Genomic DNA, 16915 nt, shown 5'->3' with positions numbered 1-16915 from the left:
GCCCATGAAAAAGCTGCGCATCGCGACTTTCAATATCAATGGCATTCGCGCCCGGCTGCCCAACCTGCTGGAGTGGCTGGAGCGGGAGAAACCCGACATCGCCTGTCTTCAGGAACTCAAGGCGCTCGACAAGGATTTCCCGGCGGCCGAGCTGGAGTCGGTGGGGTATGGCTCGATCTGGCACGGCCAGGCATCCTGGAACGGCGTGGCGATACTGGCCCGAGACGCGCAACCACTGGAAAGCCGGCGCGGCTTGCCGGGCGATGAGGGCGACAGCCACAGCCGCTATCTGGAGGCGGCCGTACATGGCGTGCTGGTAGGTTGTCTTTACCTGCCCAACGGCAATCCGCAGCCAGGGCCCAAGTTCGATTACAAACTGGCGTGGTTTGAACGGCTGATTGATTACGCCCAGGCGTTGCAGGCCAGCGATCATCCCGTGGTGCTGGCTGGCGACTACAACGTGGTGCCCACCGACATGGATATCTACAACCCCCGTTCCTGGCTCAAGGATGCGCTGCTGCAACCCGAAAGTCGCGAGTGCTACCAACGGTTGCTGGATCAAGGCTGGACGGACTCGCTGCGCCAGTTGTACCCGGACGAGCGGATCTACACCTTCTGGGACTATTTCCGGCAGCACTGGCAGAAAAACTCCGGGCTGCGGATCGATCACCTGCTGCTCAACCCTGCGGCAAGCCCTTATCTGAGTGAGGCGGGCGTGGACGCCTGGGTCAGGAACCAGCCGCACCCCAGTGATCATGCCCCTACCTGGATCCGGCTGGCTTCTCGCAAGCGGCGCTGAAAGTCCAACGTATCTCGGTCCGTTGTTGTCTATGGAAGGGTAATGCCTTATATCTGGCGCCAAACACAGCATGCTGCCTGTCAGCCCTGCACCGGACCAGGAAAAGGACACCCTTATGAGCCAGCCCCGACTGAGCGATTCGCGCCGTTATCTGCAACGCTTGGGCTTCGACACCCCGCCAGCCCCGACGCTCGATACATTGCGCCAGCTTCAAAATCGCCACACGGCCGAATTCTCCTTTGAAACCCTCTCGACGCTGCTGCGCCAACCGGTGCCCATCGATTTCGAGTCGGTGGAGCGCAAGGTTTTCGAGCAGGGCCGTGGCGGCTACTGCTACGAGCTCAACCAGTTGTTCCTGGCCCTGCTGCAGGAACTGGGTTTCGACGCCCGCGGAATCACCGGCCGTGTGGTGATGAACGCCCCCGAGGGCGCTTGGACCGCCCGGACCCATCGCCTGAGCCTGGTAACGATTGGCGGCGTGCGCTACACCACCGATGTCGGCTTTGGTGGCATGGTTCCCACCGGGCCACTGCTTCTGGACAGCCGTGACATCCAGGCTACTCCCCATGAGCCGTATCGCATCGAGGACCATCCGGACGGCTACCTGCTGCGTGCCAACGTTGGGGGCGAGTGGCGACCGATGTACCTGTTCGACCTTCAACGCCAGGAGGAGATCGACTACACCCTGGGTAACTGGTACGTCTGCAACCATCCTGACTCCCCGTTCATGGGCCGGCTGATGGTGGCCCGCACTGGTGACGGTTTGCGCAAGACCCTCAACGGCAACAGCTATGCCGTGCACCGGATGGGGCAGGAGAGCGTGCGACGGCTTATCACCGATGCCGATGAACTGATCGATCTGTTGGAAAACGAATTCGGCCTGCGGGTACCGCCACGGGAGTTGTTACGACCTGCGGTGGCGGGGCTTATCTAGTGGCCTGTACGGTTGATTTGAGTAAACGAATTAGCCACACAGGCCACTAGGGGGGGGGCGTTTCGCTACTCGGGCAGGGCAAGTTCCCTTGCCGCGTTGATGCGGTGATGGAAAGTTGTATACAACTCTATGGACATTTGTCCTGAGTTTTGAATACAGTGTGCCCATAACAAAAAAACAGGGAACCCCCGAACCATGAAAACGCCCCATGTTTCACTCCCACGGCCCGAGGACGAAAACCTTGGTGTCGGCGCGAATATGGCTTACGGCCTGCAGCACGTGTTGACCATGTACGGCGGTATTGTCGCGGTGCCCTTGATCATCGGCCAGGCGGCAGGTCTGTCCTCGGCGGACATCGGCCTGTTGATTGCAGCGTCATTGTTTGCAGGGGGGCTGGCGACCCTGTTGCAAACCCTCGGCCTGCCGTTTTTCGGTTGCCAACTGCCGTTGGTGCAAGGCGTATCGTTCTCCGGTGTTGCGACCATGGTGGCGATTGTCGGAACTGGCGGAGAGGGCGGCTTCCAAGCCATCCTGGGGGCCGTGGTCGCCGCGTCCCTGATCGGTTTGCTGATCACACCGGTGTTCTCGCGAATCACTCGTTTCTTTCCGCCACTGGTCACCGGCATCGTCATCACCACCATTGGCCTGACGTTGATGCCGGTAGCAGCGCGCTGGGCCATGGGCGGCAACAGTCACGCCGCTGATTTCGGCAGCATGGCCAACATCGGCCTGGCTGCGGTCACGCTGGTGCTGGTGCTGTTGCTCAGCAAGATGGGCAGCGCGACCATTTCCCGCTTGTCGATTCTGCTGGCGATGGTCATTGGGACGGTGATCGCGGTGTTCCTTGGCATGGCGGACTTTTCATCCGTTGGCGAAGGCCCGATGTTCGGCTTTCCCACGCCATTTCACTTCGGCATGCCGACCTTCCACATCGCCGCGATCCTGTCGATGTGCATCGTGATCATGGTGACCCTGGTGGAAACCTCGGCCGACATCCTGGCGGTGGGCGAGATCATCGACACCAAGGTCGACTCAAGGCGCTTGGGTAACGGTCTGCGGGCCGACATGCTGTCGAGCATGATCGCGCCGATCTTCGGTTCCTTCACCCAGAGTGCTTTTGCCCAGAACGTCGGCCTGGTGGCAGTGACTGGGATCAAGAGCCGTTTCGTGGTGGCCACGGGAGGCGTGTTCCTGGTGGTACTGGGGTTGTTGCCATTCATGGGCCGGCTGATCGCTGCGGTACCCACTTCGGTCTTGGGGGGCGCGGGTATCGTGCTGTTCGGTACCGTGGCCGCCAGCGGCATCCGAACCCTGTCGAAAGTGGACTACCGCAACAATGTCAATCTGATCATCGTTGCCACCTCCATCGGCTTCGGCATGATCCCCATCGCCGCGCCAGGCTTCTACGACCATTTCCCGAGCTGGTTCGCGACGATCTTCCATTCGGGCATCAGTTCCTCGGCGATCATGGCGATCATCCTGAACCTGGCCTTCAATCACTTCACCGCAGGCAACTCCGATCAGCAATCAGTCTTTGCCGCCGGCACTGAGCGGGTGCTGCGTTATCAGGACCTGGCGGCGCTGCGTGAAGGCGACTATTTCAGCGACGGCAAGCTGCATGACTGTGACGGCAACGAGATTCCGGTGCTGGAAGAGCCTTCCCACCCGACCGCGGAGCATGGGCCGGTACGACTGAAAAGCAGTGAACATGTCTGACTTTGCCAACTGAGCATCAGCGGCAAATCCCCTGTGGGAGCGAGCAAGCCCGCTCCCACAGGTTTTGTGGTGTTCACATAAAAAAACAGCCTGTGATCCTTGATCACAGGCTGTTTTTTGTTCGGTTACCAGCGACCGTAATGACCGCGTGGTGGGCCGTAGTAGTAGCCCCGTGGTGGCCCGTAATACACCGGCGCCGGGCGATAGTAGATAGGCCGCTCGATGTACACCGGCTGTGGCTCGTAATAGACCGGTGGGGGTTGTTGGACATAAACCGGTTGCGGCTGGACGTAGACCGGTTGTTGCACGTACACCGGCCGGTCACGGTTGATGAGCGCCGAGCCGACAATAGCCGAACCGACGATTGCACCAAACACTGCGGGCCCCTCCCAACCACCGCGACCATGGGCGGATGCCTGGCCGGTGACCGCGAGTGCCCCCATGAGCAGGGCGATGACAGGGAGTTTACGATTCATGGTGATTCCTCGTCTGGCCCCGTTTGTAACAGACCGATATAGGGTCACGGGGATACTTGCTCTGACAACGATTTTCCCAGGATTTGCACCGCCGTTGGGTAAATATTGTGTAAGGTCGGGCGGGCGGTGATCCCGCTTGTCAGAAAGTGAATGCAAAGGAAACAAACATGCAAATCAATCCCAACAAAGACACCCAGTTGTGCATGTCGCTGTCGGGGCGTCCCGGGAATTTCGGCCTGCGTTTTCATAATCACCTGTACGAGCAGCTGGGCCTGAATTTCTACTACAAGGCCTTCAGCAGTCGGGACTTGCCCGGTGCGGTCGGCGGTATCCGCGCGCTGGGCATTCGCGGGTGCGGGGTATCGATGCCGTTCAAGGAAGCCTGCATAGCCTTGGTCGATGAGCTGGACGCCTCCGCCGCGGCGATCCAGTCCATCAATACCATCGTCAACACTGATGGCCATTTGAAGGCGTATAACACCGACTACATCGCCGTCGCTCAATTGCTGCACACCCATGCCGTGCCCAAAGATTCGACCTTCGCCCTGCGCGGCAGCGGCGGGATGGCCAAGGCCGTGGCCAGCGCCCTGCGTGACGGCGGCTATAAGCAGGGGCTGATCGTTGCCCGCAACGAAACCGCCGGACGGGCCCTGGCCGAGTCCCTGGGGTATGAGTGGCAAACTGAACTGGGCGATCAGCATCCCCGGATGCTGATCAATGTCACGCCGATCGGCATGGCCGGGGGGCCGGAAGCCGATCATCTGGCGTTTGAGCCCGACGCTATCGCCGCGGCCGAGACCGTGTTCGATGTGGTGGCAATTCCGTCGGAAACGCCGCTGATCGTTCGAGCCCGGGCTGAGGGCAAACGGGTCATCACCGGGTTGGAGGTGGTTGCGATCCAGGCTCTGGAGCAGTTCGTGTTGTATACCGGTGTGCGGCCCAGCCTGGAACAGTTCGAGAAAGCCGTAGCGTTTGCCCGGTCCGCATAGGACCTATTCCAGCCGCGCGAGCCGTTCTTCCAGCGCCGCGATTCGGGCTTCGAGTTCTTCGATGCGCTCCAGCGACACGCCGCTGCCGGCACCGCGCTCCACCGGGTGCTGGCGGGCGGCGAGGATCGCTTCAATCTCCGCCGGGTCGCCCATGGCGTGGACGTAGCGGTCTTCCCGCTGTCCGGCCAGGCGTGGCACCAGCAGCGCCAGTCCTCGGGCAATCAGGCGTTCAAGTTGATGCAACACCTGGTCGGTGTCTTCGAAATCATGCATGCGACCGCTACGGGTCAATAGCTCGTTGACCGTTTGTGGGCCGCGCAGGAACAGCAGGCCCATCAGGATGACCTGGGCCGGCACCAGCTCCAGGGCCTTGTCGACCCGATGCTCCCAGCGGTCGGCGCGGCTGCCCATGACCAATTTGCTAAAGCCGCGGCCCTCCAGTGCCCGCAAGCTCTGGCCGACTTGGCCAGGTGTGAGGTTCATCACCGGTTCACGGCTGGTTTTCTGGTTGCAGGCCAGTACCAGGGCGTTGAGGGTCAGCGGGTAGGTTTCCGGGTTGGTGGCCTGTTTTTCGACCAGGGCACCAAGGATGCGGATTTCCGTGCTGTTGAGCCGTGGTTCTTCGGCCTGGCCTTGTTCTTCGATGCTCATCGCGCGTCCCCTATGCTGTGAAGCCGCCTAGCCTAATCCTTGCGCAATAAAAGACAAGGTGTGCAACAAGCCGTGGCTATAATCGCCTCCGTTTGATGTATTTCTTTCCTCTCACCTGCATGAGATCGCCATGACTATTTCCCTGTACGCCGCTTCCATCCCGGTTTTCAAGCAGATGCTCAACGCCATGAGCGACGTCCTGAACAAGGCCGAAGCCCACGCGACTGCGAAAAACATCGACCCGAACGCTTTCCTGCAAGCCCGCCTGTACCCGGACATGTTTCCGCTGGTGCGTCAGGTGCAGATCGCCGTGGATTTCGCCAAGGGCGTGTCCGCTCGCCTGGCCGAGATTGAAGTGCCCAAGTATGACGACAGCGAAACTACCTTCGCCGAGCTGCAAGCCCTGATCACCAAGGTACTGGCCTTCATCGATGGCATCAGCCCCGAGCAGGTCGATGGCAAGGAGAACATCGAGATCGTCACCCGTCCGGGCACGCCGAAGGAAAAGCGCTTTACCGGTCAGAACTACCTGCTGACCTACGGCCTGCCGCAATTCTTCTTCCACGTCACCACTACCTATGCGCTGCTGCGTCATAACGGTGTGGAAGTGGGCAAGCGCGACTACATGGGCGCGTTCTAAGCTCACAGCCATGAAAAAGCCCGGAACGGTGTGAGCCGTTCCGGGCTTTTTTGTGGCTGTCTGTCATGTCCTTGGCGTATATACCTCCGCTATCGCGAGCAGGCTCGCTCCCACATTGTGGTTGCCGCTGGCCCCTGTGGGAGCGAGCCTGCTCGCGATGACGGTGATGCATCCACCGCAACGGTTATGCCGTGCGCGCAAGCCTTTCTTCCTCACCCAGGCAAGCCGCTGCGGTGAACAGCACATCGGTGGAAGAATTCAATGCCGTCTCCGCCGAATCCTGCAGGACGCCGATGATGAATCCCACGGCAACCACCTGCATGGCGATTTCGCTCGGGATGCCGAACAGGCTGCATGCCAGGGGGATCAGCAGCAGCGAACCGCCGGCTACGCCAGACGCCCCGCAAGCGCAAACGGCCGCGACAACGCTCAGCAGCACCGCTGTCGGAATATCGACCACGATCCCCAGGGTATGTACCGCGGCCAGGGACAGCACTGTAATGGTGATGGCGGCGCCGGCCATGTTGATGGTCGCGCCCAGCGGAATCGATATCGAGTAGGTGTCCTCGTGCAGGCCCAGGCGTTTGCTCAACTCCAGGTTCACCGGGATGTTGGCCGCTGAACTGCGGGTGAAGAACGCGGTGATGCCGCTTTCGCGCAGGCAAGTGAATACCAGCGGATATGGGTTGCGACGCAGTTTCCAGAACACGATCAGCGGGTTGACCACCAGTGCGACGAACAGCATGCAGCCGATTAGCACGGTCAACAGGTGCAGGTAACCGAGCAGGGCGCCGAAGCCTGAGGTGGCCAGGGTCGACGCGACCAGCCCGAAAATCCCCAGCGGGGCGAAGCGGATCACCAGGCGCACGATCGCGGTCACGCCGTTGGACAGGTCATCAAGCATGGTGCGTGTGGTCTCGCCGGCATGGCGCAAGGCTATGCCCAGGCCAATGGCCCAGGCCAGGATGCCGATGAAATTACCGCTGGTCAGCGCCCGGACCGGGTTGTCCACCACGCTGAGCAGCAGGCTCTGCAGCACTTCACCAATGCCACCGGGAGCGGTGACAGCGACGTCCTGGGCGGACAAGACCAGGCTGGATGGAAACAGGGCACTGGCAACGACCGCAACCACCGCCGCCGCGAAGGTGCCCAGCAGGTACAGGAACAGGATCGGACGGATATGGGTTTCCTGGCCTTGCTTATGGTTGGCGATCGAAGCCATGACCAGCACGAACACCAGGATGGGAGCCACGGCCTTGAGGGCGGATACGAAGACCTTGCCAATGAATGCGGTGGATTTGGCTACGTCCGGGGCCAGCCAGGCCAACGCAATACCAATGATCAGACCGATGACGATTTGCGTGACCAGGCTGGTGCGTTTGAAGCGTTGCAAAAGGGACGGGGATAAAGCAGTCATACGGCTATCCATGTGTTTTTTGTTGTGGGCAATGGTCGACGTTCAGGGCAACAAGCGGGCAGGCCACATGAGCGGGACCGGAAGAAATGTTCGATGTTTGCGGGTCGCGGACTTTAGCACAGCCCGGTAAAGAATCTGACGGACCTGTGACGATCCGTCACTCAGGTGTTTGAGCACATTTGTCTGCGGCCCACATTCTGTTAGGCTTGGATTCTCTCACCTCTCTCTTCCTCCAGCGGGCCCTCAAGCCAACGCTGGTGTTGTCGTTTTGTCGGAGTTCTGCATGTTGTTACCCATTTTCCTGCTGTCGGCCGCCGGTTTCACCGTGCTGACCACGGAATTCATCATTGTTGGCCTGCTGCCATCCATCGCTCGCGACCTGCACGTCAGCATTCCCCAGGCCGGATTGCTGGTGACATTGTTCGCGTTTACGGTAGCGGCGTTCGGGCCATTCCTGACAGCCTGGTTTGCCCGTTTCGAGCGACGCAGGCTGTTTATCAGCGTACTGCTGATGTTCGGCCTGGCCAACACATTGGCGGCCGTTGCCCCCGATATCTGGGTCATGGCCATTGCCCGATTGATCCCTGCCCTCGGCCTGCCAGTGTTCTGGGCGCTGGCCAGCGAGACAGCGGTGGACATTGTCGGGCCGCAACACGCCGGACGGGCCATCGCCCGGATCGGCTTCGGCATTGTCTGCGCCACGGTATTCGGGATTCCGGTGGGAACGCTGATTTCCGATGCATTCGGCTGGCGCAGTGCTTTCGCGATCCTGGCCGTCATCGCTTTCGCCAAGGCGTTATTGCTGTTCATCTACCTGCCGAAAACCAACCTGCACTTGCATCAGGTCAGCTTCCGCTCGCAGTTCAAGATCCTGCGCAGTCCGTTGATGCAAGGCCATGTGCTGTTGTCGATCCTGGTGTTCAGCGGCATGTTCACCGCCTACACCTACCTGGCCGACATCCTCGAACGTCTCGCCGGGTTCGATGGCACGCTGGTCGGTTGGTGCCTGATGGGGTTCGGCGCCGTGGGGCTGGTGGGCAATTCCCTGGGTGGCCGGGCGGTGGATCGGCATCCCCTGATGGCGTCGATGGTGTTCTGCCTGTTCATGATCGGCGGTATGGTAGCGTTGGTGCCAAGCATTCATTCGGCCTTGTGGCTGGCCGCGGCGATGGCGATCTGGGGCGTGACCCAGGCCGCGCTGTTCCTGGTCAGCCATGTGCGATTGATGAAGGCAGCACCGCAAGCGCCAGCCTTTGCGGCGTCGCTGAACATTGCTGGTGCCAACCTGGGGATCGGTCTCGGAGCGATGGTCGGCGGGCGAGTCATCGATACATTGGGCCTGGGCAGCGTCGGTTTTGCGGCGGCCGGGTTCATTCTTGTATCGATCCTGCTGGCGCTGCTGCTGATGACCTTCAAGCCCCGGCCCGTTTGCAGCTAGTGGAACAACTCGCGGCGAGCACCTTCGGCAATCGCGACGATACCTGGATGGCTGACCTTGCGCTCCACGGAGATGGCATAGAATGACTCGCTTACCGCGTCAGTCTGACCGATCTCCTGCACGCCGTACTGGCGCTTCACTTCTTCGGCGATCACGCTCGGGCCGATGAAAATCCCGCTGCCTGACTGACCGAAGGCCTGCATCAACGCGCTGTCATCAAACTCCCCCACGATGCGCGGCTGGATCTGCTGCTCGGCGAACCAGCGTTGCAGGCGGCTGCGGACCACGGTTTCGGGGCCGGGAATCAGCAGGGGAGCGTCCTGCAGGCTTCGGGGGAAATCCTGCCCGTAGCGTTCGGCCAGCGCAGCGGTGGCGAAAAAACTGATGCCGCATTCCCCCAGTTTCTGGCTGTAGCCCTTGATGTCCAGGTGGCTGGGCATAGGACTGTCGGAAATCACCAGGTCCAGGCGCTGGATCGCCAGGTCCGCGAGCAGCCGCTCGAGTTTGTCCTCGCGGCAGGTAACGCGCAGCGGTTCGCTCAGTTCCATGGTCGGCGCCAGCAGTCTATAGACGATTGACTTGGGCACCACGTCCGCCACTCCGACCCGGAACAGCGTCTGCTGTTCGTTGGGCTGGGCGCGGAGCATCAACTCCAGTTCGCCCCCCAACTGGAACATGTGCTCGGCGTAGGGCAGCGTCTGGCGTCCGGCTTCCGTCAGCTCCAGTTGCCGTCCGACGCGGCGAAACAATTTGATGTTATACGTCTGCTCGAACAAGGAAATCTGTCCGCTGATGGTTTGCGGAGTCAGGTTCAACTGCTCGCACGCCCGCACGATGCTGCCTGTCTTGGCCACCACCCAGAAGTAATGCAGTTGTCGATAATTGAGCATGGGTTCACTCGGATTCGTAAAAACCGAAGTATAACCGCTGAAAATACGAATTTTCCTGAAGTATCGACGTCTCTAGAATGCCTGGCCATTGGTGAGCCATCTCCGGGCTCCGTGTTTCCTCAGAGGCTTCTAACCATGACATACAAATCCCTGGGGCTTGCTGCCTTGCTGGCAATGTCTTCAATGGCACTCGTGGGCTGCGAACAGGCGGAGAAAAGCGCTGAACAATTGGCCCAGCAGTTGAAGGAGCAAGCGGTCGATGTGGCCAAAAAAGCCATCGACGATACCCATAAAGCTGCCGAGCAGGCGCTGAACGACGCCACTGGCGGGTTGATCAGTCCCAAGAAAGAGCCGGCGGACGATGCTGAAAAAACCGAATCATCCACCCAAGCCATCTAACTCCGTCACATCGAGCCAGGACTGACCCATGGATTATCTTCTACAACTCGCTGCCAGCCCCACTGCCTGGATCGCCTTGGCGACCCTGGTTGTCATGGAAATCGTGCTGGGTATCGATAACCTGATCTTCATTTCGATCCTGACCAACAAGCTGCCCGCACAGCATCGTGCCAAGGCGCGGCGGATCGGTATCGGTATGGCGCTGATCCTGCGGCTGGGCTTGTTGAGCACCATCGCGTTCATTGTGCAGTTGACTGAGCCGGTCGTCGAAATCCTCGGCCAGGCGTTCTCCTGGAAGGACATGATCCTGATTGCTGGCGGTCTGTTCCTGCTGTGGAAGGCCACGACCGAGATCCACCACAGCATGGACCCGGCGCCAAACGATCCCAAGTCGGCCACCTCGGGCGTGACCCTCGGATTTGCCGCCGCAATCGGTCAGATCCTGATGCTCGACCTGGTATTTTCCATCGACAGCATTATCACCGCTGTGGGCATGACCGAGCACTTGCCGATCATGATCATCGCCGTAGTGGTGTCGGTACTGGTGATGCTGTTGGCAGCCGAGCCTCTGGCCCGATTCATCAATAACAACCCGACGGTGGTCATGCTGGCGCTGGGCTTCCTGATCATGATTGGCATGACGTTGATCGCCGAAGGTTTCGGCGCCCATGTGCCCAAGGGCTACATCTACGCTGCCATGGCCTTCTCGGCCGCGATTGAGGTACTGAACATGATGGCCCGTCGCGCCCGGCAAAAGGCGTTGGGCAACGAAGCCTGACAGCAGGCATGCACAAGCCGCCCGGGTCCAGCCCGGGCGGCTTTTTCTGACTTTTTGAAAGTGGCGATCAGTGTGCGGCGGCGTGGCGCTGGCTGGGCTCCGTGGGCTTTTCTGTGCTCGATGGGGACGGATGATGATAGCGACGGGTGATTCGCAACACGCCCCACAGCATCGCCGCCGCTACGCTCAGCCAGCCGAATAACAGCATCAGGATTGTCGTTGTCAGGCTCATGGGGGCCTCCCTCAGCCCCGGTCCGGGGCAATGCACTCAGTTCAATGGACAGTCTAGTCGTTCAAGTGTTGCAGGCAGTCGTTCGTGGTCGTCGGCGACGGACGGGTTGGTTCTATCGCATTAGCGAGACTGCTGTTTAAGGCTATACCCCGGCCTGTGGGCGCTTTATGATCGACGGCCCAAGCCTGGCCCGTTCATCGGGTACCTGAACTAGAGACTCATCATGTTGCCGGTCATTCCCTCTTTTCGATCACTGGTATTCGCGACGGCTTGCCTTGCAGCCCTGGCGGGTTGCGCGGGCAGCGTGCCGCCCCAGATCCAGCGCCTGCCCGAGCGGGTGGAACTCAACAGCGTGCCGTTCTATCGTGGCGATATGTACCAGGGTGCCCCGCAATCTCTGGCTGCAGTGTTGACCTCGCAAGGTACGGTGATTACCCCGGGGCTGCTGGAGAAACCGTTGCATCTGCCAGGTGGTGAAGCCGGCTTGCAGCAGAATATGCAGACCCTGGCACGAGAATACGGGCTGGTGGTGTATCCCCTCGACAGTGATTTGTCCGCATTGTTGGAGCAGGTTGCGGCGGGCAACCCGGTATTGCTTCGCTACACCGAAGGTACGGCATTTTGGTCTGGGCCCCGATACGGGATTCTCGCCGGCTATAACCGGCAGAAGCGCACGGTCTTGCTGCGTTCGGGCATGAACCGGCGACTATTGATGAGCTTCAGTGGGTTCGAGTCGGCTTTCAAGGATGCCGGCGGCTGGGCGGTTCTGCTCCAGCGGCCCACGCAACTTCCGGCCAACGTCAACCCGCAGCGCTGGTTGAAGGCCGCGGACGAGTTGGCCGGGGCAGGGCAGGAGCAGGCGGCAGCGCGCGCCACCAAGACCCTGGGTGCAACGCATTGACGGTTTGCCCCGTTCGTCACCTGCCGGGCACGACCCCGCACGCCTGAAGTTCTTATCGTCAGGGTCCGGATTGTCCGGGCCATGATTCAAGGAGGCAGGTATGGCACAGTCGAAAACGCCCACGGGGCCCCATTCTTCCGAGCATTCATCCGCTGGTGACGAGCTGGGATTCGATCCGGATTCGCCGGACCTCGATGATCCGCAAGTCGATCCGATCGGGCCGGCCAAGGCCCCTCGTGACGAGAAAGACGATAAGGGGGAGCCCCGGGCCAAGGCCTATGATCCGCTTGGTGACCTGAAGCATTGAGCGAAAAAAAGCCCGACGAGTTGGGTCATGTTGCTCCCCAGGGTTTATGAGCCATTGTGGCGAGGGGATAAATCCCCCCGCCACAGATGCCGGCGCATTCGTCAATTACTTGGAGGCTTCCACGACGCCGCTCTGGCGACTCTTGAGGTTCTTCGCCGCCTTGTACTGCATGGCCACCGCCGGCACATTGGTGCTCTTGCCCGTTTCCACCCAGCTACGAATCCGGCTGGCGTCGGCGAAGTGAGTGTACTTGCCAAAGGCATCGAGGATCACCAGGGCCATCGGCCGATTACCCATTTTCGTCACCAGCACCAGGCAGTGACCGGCCTGGTTGGTGAAGCCGGTCTTGGTCAACTGAATATCCCAATTATCCTTGTGGATCAGGTGATCAGTGTTGCGAAAGCCCAGGCTGTAAACCGGTTTGCGGAAGGTGACGGTCTTTTCCTTGGTGGTGCTCAATTCGCTCAGCAGGGGGTATTTGCGAGCAGCGATCAGCAGCTTGGTCAGGTCCCTGGCGGTGGATACGTTATGGATCGACAGGCCTGTCGGCTCGACATAGTGGGTGCTGGTCATGCCCAGTGCCTTCGCCTTGGCGTTCATGGCGGCGATGAACGCTGCGTAGCCGCCCGGGTAATGGTGCGCGAGGCTGGCGGCGGCGCGGTTTTCCGAGGACATCAGCGCAATCAGCAACACGTCGCGACGGGACAGTTCGCTGTTGAGTTTGACTCGGGAAAACACCCCTTTCATCTCCGGGGTGTTGGCGATGGTCATGGAGATGTACTCGTTAAGGTCCTGCTTGGCATCCAGCACGATCAGCCCGGTCATCAACTTGGTCACCGAGGCGATGGGTACCACCACGTCCGGATTGCTGGAATAGACGACTTTATCCGTTTGCAGGTCCAGCAACATCGCGCTGCCCGAAGCGACTTGCAGTTTTGACGTGTCTCGTGGAGCTGCGATGGTTTCCTGCGCGTTGATATCCTGCGTGATAAGCGTGCCTGAGAAAGCGATGAACAGGCTGAGGATCGAAATACGGATTTTCACGCGAATAGGCTCGGTAGAATTGAAGATGAAGAGGCCGTTCAGTAGCGGCTTTTGAAAAAAGCGCTGCATTTTATGAGTATGGGCGACAACAGCGCTACATGCCTGTACCACTGAGGCTTGCGAATAAATAAAGTTTAATAAAAGGGGGATCCAAACCAATGTGGGAGCGAGCCCGCTCGCGAAGTTGGCGTGTCAGCGCGTTGATGGCTGACTGACACACCGCTTCGCGAGCAGGCTCGCTCCCACAGGGTTTCGTTTTGGCGGGAGAAACTCAGCTATGCAGCGTCTCGGCCGCGTACAGCGTGTTTTCCAGCAGGCAGGCACGGGTCATCGGGCCCACGCCGCCGGGTACCGGTGTGATCCAGCCGGCACGGGGCAGGGCGGTCTCGTAGACCACGTCACCCACCAGCTTGCCGTCATCCTGGCGATTGATGCCCACATCGATGACGATGGCGCCTTCCTTGATCCACTCGCCCTTGACCAGGCCAGGCTTGCCGGCTGCCACGACCACCAGGTCGGCGCGTCCGACATGGCCGGCCAGGTCCTTGGTGAAGCGGTGGGTCACGGTCACGGTGCAGCCGGCCAGCAGCAACTCCATGGCCATCGGCCGGCCAACGATGTTGGACGCGCCCACGACTACTGCATCGAGGCCATAAAGGTCCACACCCGTGCTTTCCAGCAGCGTCATGATGCCTTTTGGTGTGCAGGGGCGCAGCAGCGGGATGCGCTGGGCCAGGCGACCGACGTTATAGGGATGGAAGCCGTCGACATCTTTGTCCGGCCGGATGCGTTCCAGGAGTCTGGAGGCGTCCAGATGCTCAGGCAGGGGCAGCTGGAGCAGAACGCCGTCGATGTTCGGGTCATCGTTCAGGCGATCGATCAGATCAGCCAGCGCTTGCTGGGTGGTTTCGGAAGGCAGGTCGTAGGCCTGGGAAAGGAAGCCGACCTCTTCACAGTCTTTACGCTTGTGCGAGACATAAACCTGAGAGGCGGGATCGCTGCCGACCAGGATCACCGCGAGACCGGGCGTGCGCAGGCCTTGCTGGCGACGCTCGGTGACGCGTTGGGCGATCTGCTGGCGCAGGCTGGCGGCGATCGATTTGCCGTCGATAAGTTGTGCAGTCATTGCGCGTGGTTAACCATCGAGAGGGGAAAAAAAGAGAGCGCATTCTCGCATGCCGAGGCGTGAGGGCAAAGGCGCTTGGTCTGCAAATTCCCCTAACCCCTTTAATTAAATGAATTTTTTTTAAAAAAGAGTTGACGACCTATCAGGCCGTCTATAACATTCGTCGCACTTGTCGGGCACAGCCTAGCACTGGTTAAGAAGGTGGAGCGGAGTTGGTTGTTTTAACTCGGCAAAACTGAAAGCATTTAGTTTGTAGTCGTCAAAGAATACAGATTAAAAAGGCGCCCGTAGCTCAGCTGGATAGAGCATCCGCCTTCTAAGCGGATGGTCGCAGGTTCGAGTCCTGCCGGGTGCGCCATTAGGCAGCTTTGGCACAAGTAACGCAACAAGGCAATATGGTGGGCGTAGCTCAGTTGGTAGAGCACGGGATTGTGACTCCCGTTGTCGTGGGTTCGATCCCCATCGTCCACCCCATATTCTAGAAAGGCGCCAGATCTAACAATCTGGCGCCTTTGCTTTAAAAGCTTGCTACGCGGATGTGGTGGAATTGGTAGACACACTGGATTTAGGTTCCAGCGCCGCAAGGTGTGAGAGTTCGAGTCTCTCCGTCCGCACCATACAAGTCGCTATTTGAATAGCAGAGAACGGCGCAGTACCTGAAGAGGGCTGCGCCGTTTTTGTTTTCGGCATTCGGATGGTTTGTCGTCTGTCTTGTTTCGGGACAGGTTTGGCAATGGGTTGTTGCGATTGTGTTTCGCGATGATGCGCGGTATGCCCGTCGGTCTCCTGGCGGCACTCGAGTGCCGGGGACGTGCAGGTTCACGTTTCTATATATAGAAGCGTTGGCGCAGAGCCTCTGGAATGATCGGCTGTATTTGCAATCCGGGCGGGGCATGACTGTTTGCCTCGCTCCTAATGCCGGCGCCTGTTTTCCAGTCATTTTCAGTAGGGTGACTTCTTGAGTTTGACCTACTAGAATGCATGCCCTTGGTGCGACACGCGTAGCGTGTCTTCAGCTTCGAGGTGTCTGGTCATCTTGAAGGGTTCTTTGAACCGAAGCTTGGGTACCCAATCCCGGGAAACAAAATCCACCAGAAGCCCTTTGCCTTCAAGGGTTTAGCCGCTGCGGCGGTTGGCAATGCCAGGTCGATTCGCACTCTACATTCGACCTAAGAGCCGGAGTCCCCCGGCTCGAGAGTGCATACTCTTCTCGGCCCTAATCAAGGGCGCCACCCTGCGGAAAATAATCCCCGCAGGGGTTATTTCCTGCGTAGAAACAGGAGGTAACGATTTCTCAGAGCGGGTCAATCAACAGGCCCTTCTCTAATTCAATCGAAGGCATGAGCGAAAGCTCTGCTTGTCATTGTCCAACTATTTTGCTTCTGAAATAGCAGCGGACTCGTTGTGCGACCAACGATAGCCTACGAAGACATGCGTCACTGGTAACGGTGGGGTGTGGAGCTCTTCCTACAATGTAGCCCCCGTTAGGGTGCACTCTCGCCGCGAGGCAGGAGTGTGGATGCTCGGAGCAGTACCGGGTTGAGGCGCTAGGCTGGCTGGTATGAGTAATCCAAGTGAACTGCTGCTAAGCGTCGTCAGCATTACGGTGCCTAAGCTGCTGTTAGGCATTTACCAAAAGGTGATGCGATTGGTTGTCTTGGTCAAGGGTCGGGACACGTCGTCACAAAGATCGCCGGCGAATAGGCAGGCTCTAACCCAGTCGTGTGACAGGCAGGGAACGTGGTAAGCCCGTATAGCTGCCCTAGGGCAGGGGATCCGTAAGGTGAGCTGTTGGCTGTGCGGGTATGGGATCGCAGAGAAAGCGAAAGCCGGACTGTAATGGATCGGATAGGGGTTGGAACATTACCCCACGGGAAACCGGGCAGACTTCTGCGTGGTCTTTCGTCGCATGAACTCTGAGTGAACCTGTCTCAACAATCTTAGAAATCCGAGGTTTGGATTTCACATTTATCCAGCCCTGGCGGGAGCGTCCATTCCCGTCAGGGGATGCGTACGTCTTCAGCTCAGGCAAATTGAGAGGAAGGCAGCATGCTAGTACATAGCCATATGGCCGTGTCTGCGCCTTCCGGTGTTCCGCAGCAATGGCACGACATCGATTGGTGTCGCGTTCAGCGGAATGTCCGGGTGATGCAGGTGCGGATTGCGAAGGCTTGTCGG

The 16915-nt window shown here is 59.5% G+C and carries 17 protein-coding genes and 3 tRNA genes; 13 read left to right on the top strand and 7 right to left on the bottom strand.

Features of this window, described 5'->3' with window-relative positions; translation table 11 throughout:
- Positions 1–4: 4 nt before the first annotated feature.
- From xth to AD665_RS20265, 3 genes are all read left to right on the top strand, one after another.
- Positions 5–799 (top strand): exodeoxyribonuclease III, encoded by a 795-nt coding sequence (gene xth / locus AD665_RS20275; RefSeq protein ID WP_024778288.1) that lies wholly within the window; start codon positions 5–7, stop codon positions 797–799.
- A 115-nt stretch (positions 800–914) separates the two neighbouring features.
- Positions 915–1733: an arylamine N-acetyltransferase family protein gene (locus AD665_RS20270; protein WP_024778289.1), complete on the top strand. Its 819-nt coding sequence runs from the start codon at positions 915–917 to the stop codon at positions 1731–1733.
- 195 nt (positions 1734–1928) lie between these two features.
- On the top strand, positions 1929–3449 hold the full coding sequence (locus tag AD665_RS20265; RefSeq protein ID WP_024778290.1) for a nucleobase:cation symporter-2 family protein: 1521 nt from the start codon (positions 1929–1931) through the stop codon (positions 3447–3449).
- A gap of 125 nt (positions 3450–3574) precedes the next feature.
- On the opposite strand, the gene AD665_RS20260 is transcribed toward AD665_RS20265, so the two are convergent.
- The gene (locus tag AD665_RS20260; RefSeq protein WP_024778291.1) at positions 3575–3925 is read right to left on the bottom strand and encodes a hypothetical protein; all 351 of its coding nucleotides are present in this window, start codon (positions 3923–3925) and stop codon (positions 3575–3577) included.
- A 167-nt stretch (positions 3926–4092) separates the two neighbouring features.
- Between AD665_RS20260 and AD665_RS20255 the strand changes: the two genes are divergently transcribed.
- Positions 4093–4914 carry a shikimate 5-dehydrogenase gene (locus tag AD665_RS20255; protein WP_024778292.1) on the top strand — a complete coding sequence of 274 codons (822 nt, stop codon included), beginning with the start codon at positions 4093–4095 and terminating at the stop codon, positions 4912–4914.
- Between the two features lie 3 nt (positions 4915–4917).
- Here the strand turns inward: AD665_RS20255 and AD665_RS20250 are convergent, their stop codons facing one another.
- Positions 4918–5565 (bottom strand): YceH family protein, encoded by a 648-nt coding sequence (locus tag AD665_RS20250; protein WP_024778293.1) that lies wholly within the window; start codon positions 5563–5565, stop codon positions 4918–4920.
- Positions 5566–5695: 130 nt separating this feature from the next.
- On the opposite strand from AD665_RS20250, the gene AD665_RS20245 reads away from it, so the two are divergent.
- Positions 5696–6205 carry a DUF1993 domain-containing protein gene (locus tag AD665_RS20245; protein ID WP_024778294.1) on the top strand — a complete coding sequence of 170 codons (510 nt, stop codon included), beginning with the start codon at positions 5696–5698 and terminating at the stop codon, positions 6203–6205.
- 184 nt (positions 6206–6389) lie between these two features.
- Here the strand turns inward: AD665_RS20245 and sstT are convergent, their stop codons facing one another.
- Positions 6390–7622, bottom strand: coding sequence for a serine/threonine transporter SstT (gene sstT / locus AD665_RS20240; protein ID WP_024778295.1), 1233 nt, complete (start codon positions 7620–7622; stop codon positions 6390–6392).
- A gap of 283 nt (positions 7623–7905) precedes the next feature.
- On the opposite strand from sstT, the gene AD665_RS20235 reads away from it, so the two are divergent.
- Positions 7906–9060, top strand: coding sequence for an MFS transporter (locus AD665_RS20235; RefSeq protein ID WP_024778296.1), 1155 nt, complete (start codon positions 7906–7908; stop codon positions 9058–9060).
- Here AD665_RS20235 and nhaR read toward each other — a convergent pair.
- Entirely contained in the window at positions 9057–9950 is an 894-nt protein-coding gene (nhaR, locus tag AD665_RS20230) for a transcriptional activator NhaR (protein WP_024778297.1), read from the bottom strand. The genes AD665_RS20235 and nhaR overlap by 4 nt on opposite strands.
- Before the next feature lie 135 nt (positions 9951–10085).
- Between nhaR and AD665_RS20225 the strand changes: the two genes are divergently transcribed.
- Complete coding sequence (locus tag AD665_RS20225) at positions 10086–10349, top strand: hypothetical protein (RefSeq protein WP_024778298.1); 264 nt, start codon at positions 10086–10088, stop codon at positions 10347–10349.
- Positions 10350–10377: 28 nt separating this feature from the next.
- On the top strand, positions 10378–11127 hold the full coding sequence (locus AD665_RS20220) for a TerC family protein (RefSeq protein ID WP_024778299.1): 750 nt from the start codon (positions 10378–10380) through the stop codon (positions 11125–11127).
- A 67-nt stretch (positions 11128–11194) separates the two neighbouring features.
- On the opposite strand, the gene AD665_RS27630 is transcribed toward AD665_RS20220, so the two are convergent.
- Positions 11195–11359: a hypothetical protein gene (locus tag AD665_RS27630; RefSeq protein WP_167355731.1), complete on the bottom strand. Its 165-nt coding sequence runs from the start codon at positions 11357–11359 to the stop codon at positions 11195–11197.
- A 223-nt stretch (positions 11360–11582) separates the two neighbouring features.
- Between AD665_RS27630 and AD665_RS20215 the strand changes: the two genes are divergently transcribed.
- Both AD665_RS20215 and AD665_RS20210 read left to right on the top strand, forming a co-directional pair.
- Positions 11583–12260, top strand: a complete 678-nt coding sequence (locus tag AD665_RS20215; RefSeq protein ID WP_024778300.1) for a hypothetical protein — start codon at positions 11583–11585, stop codon at positions 12258–12260.
- 100 nt (positions 12261–12360) lie between these two features.
- On the top strand, positions 12361–12567 hold the full coding sequence (locus tag AD665_RS20210) for a DUF6021 family protein (RefSeq protein ID WP_024778301.1): 207 nt from the start codon (positions 12361–12363) through the stop codon (positions 12565–12567).
- A gap of 105 nt (positions 12568–12672) precedes the next feature.
- Here AD665_RS20210 and pbpG read toward each other — a convergent pair whose 3' ends face one another.
- Positions 12673–13611 carry a D-alanyl-D-alanine endopeptidase gene (gene pbpG / locus AD665_RS20205; RefSeq protein ID WP_053193678.1) on the bottom strand — a complete coding sequence of 313 codons (939 nt, stop codon included), beginning with the start codon at positions 13609–13611 and terminating at the stop codon, positions 12673–12675.
- A 271-nt stretch (positions 13612–13882) separates the two neighbouring features.
- On the bottom strand, positions 13883–14737 hold the full coding sequence (folD, locus tag AD665_RS20200; RefSeq protein ID WP_024778303.1) for a bifunctional methylenetetrahydrofolate dehydrogenase/methenyltetrahydrofolate cyclohydrolase FolD: 855 nt from the start codon (positions 14735–14737) through the stop codon (positions 13883–13885).
- Positions 14738–15018: 281 nt separating this feature from the next.
- Here folD and AD665_RS20195 point away from each other — a divergent pair.
- From AD665_RS20195 to AD665_RS20185, 3 genes are all read left to right on the top strand, one after another.
- Positions 15019–15095, top strand: a tRNA-Arg gene (locus AD665_RS20195).
- 40 nt (positions 15096–15135) lie between these two features.
- Positions 15136–15211: transfer RNA gene (locus AD665_RS20190), tRNA-His, on the top strand.
- Positions 15212–15269: 58 nt separating this feature from the next.
- A tRNA-Leu gene (locus tag AD665_RS20185) sits at positions 15270–15354 on the top strand.
- The last annotated feature ends 1561 nt before the right edge of the window (positions 15355–16915 follow it).

It is taken from the genome of Pseudomonas corrugata (assembly GCF_001269905.1).
GTDB lineage: Bacteria > Pseudomonadota > Gammaproteobacteria > Pseudomonadales > Pseudomonadaceae > Aquipseudomonas > Aquipseudomonas corrugata.
Note: the sequence above shows the minus strand (reverse complement) of the source record. Positions and strands in the feature narration are given on the sequence as shown.

What these genes read in the sequence shown, in the direction of transcription:
- AD665_RS20265 (WP_024778290.1), top strand. Translation starts at nt 1,929, where the DNA reads ATGAAAACGCCCCATGTTTCACTCCCACGGCCCGAGGACGAAAACCTT.
- AD665_RS20245 (WP_024778294.1), top strand. Translation starts at nt 5,696, where the DNA reads ATGACTATTTCCCTGTACGCCGCTTCCATCCCGGTTTTCAAGCAGATG.
- AD665_RS20260 (WP_024778291.1), bottom strand. Translation starts at nt 3,925, where the DNA reads ATGAATCGTAAACTCCCTGTCATCGCCCTGCTCATGGGGGCACTCGCG.
- AD665_RS20220 (WP_024778299.1), top strand. Translation starts at nt 10,378, where the DNA reads ATGGATTATCTTCTACAACTCGCTGCCAGCCCCACTGCCTGGATCGCC.
- folD (WP_024778303.1), bottom strand. Translation starts at nt 14,737, where the DNA reads ATGACTGCACAACTTATCGACGGCAAATCGATCGCCGCCAGCCTGCGC.
- AD665_RS20225 (WP_024778298.1), top strand. Translation starts at nt 10,086, where the DNA reads ATGACATACAAATCCCTGGGGCTTGCTGCCTTGCTGGCAATGTCTTCA.
- AD665_RS20270 (WP_024778289.1), top strand. Translation starts at nt 915, where the DNA reads ATGAGCCAGCCCCGACTGAGCGATTCGCGCCGTTATCTGCAACGCTTG.
- AD665_RS20255 (WP_024778292.1), top strand. Translation starts at nt 4,093, where the DNA reads ATGCAAATCAATCCCAACAAAGACACCCAGTTGTGCATGTCGCTGTCG.
- nhaR (WP_024778297.1), bottom strand. Translation starts at nt 9,950, where the DNA reads ATGCTCAATTATCGACAACTGCATTACTTCTGGGTGGTGGCCAAGACA.
- AD665_RS20250 (WP_024778293.1), bottom strand. Translation starts at nt 5,565, where the DNA reads ATGAGCATCGAAGAACAAGGCCAGGCCGAAGAACCACGGCTCAACAGC.
- AD665_RS27630 (WP_167355731.1), bottom strand. Translation starts at nt 11,359, where the DNA reads ATGAGCCTGACAACGACAATCCTGATGCTGTTATTCGGCTGGCTGAGC.
- AD665_RS20210 (WP_024778301.1), top strand. Translation starts at nt 12,361, where the DNA reads ATGGCACAGTCGAAAACGCCCACGGGGCCCCATTCTTCCGAGCATTCA.
- AD665_RS20235 (WP_024778296.1), top strand. Translation starts at nt 7,906, where the DNA reads ATGTTGTTACCCATTTTCCTGCTGTCGGCCGCCGGTTTCACCGTGCTG.
- xth (WP_024778288.1), top strand. Translation starts at nt 5, where the DNA reads ATGAAAAAGCTGCGCATCGCGACTTTCAATATCAATGGCATTCGCGCC.
- sstT (WP_024778295.1), bottom strand. Translation starts at nt 7,622, where the DNA reads ATGACTGCTTTATCCCCGTCCCTTTTGCAACGCTTCAAACGCACCAGC.
- AD665_RS20215 (WP_024778300.1), top strand. Translation starts at nt 11,583, where the DNA reads ATGTTGCCGGTCATTCCCTCTTTTCGATCACTGGTATTCGCGACGGCT.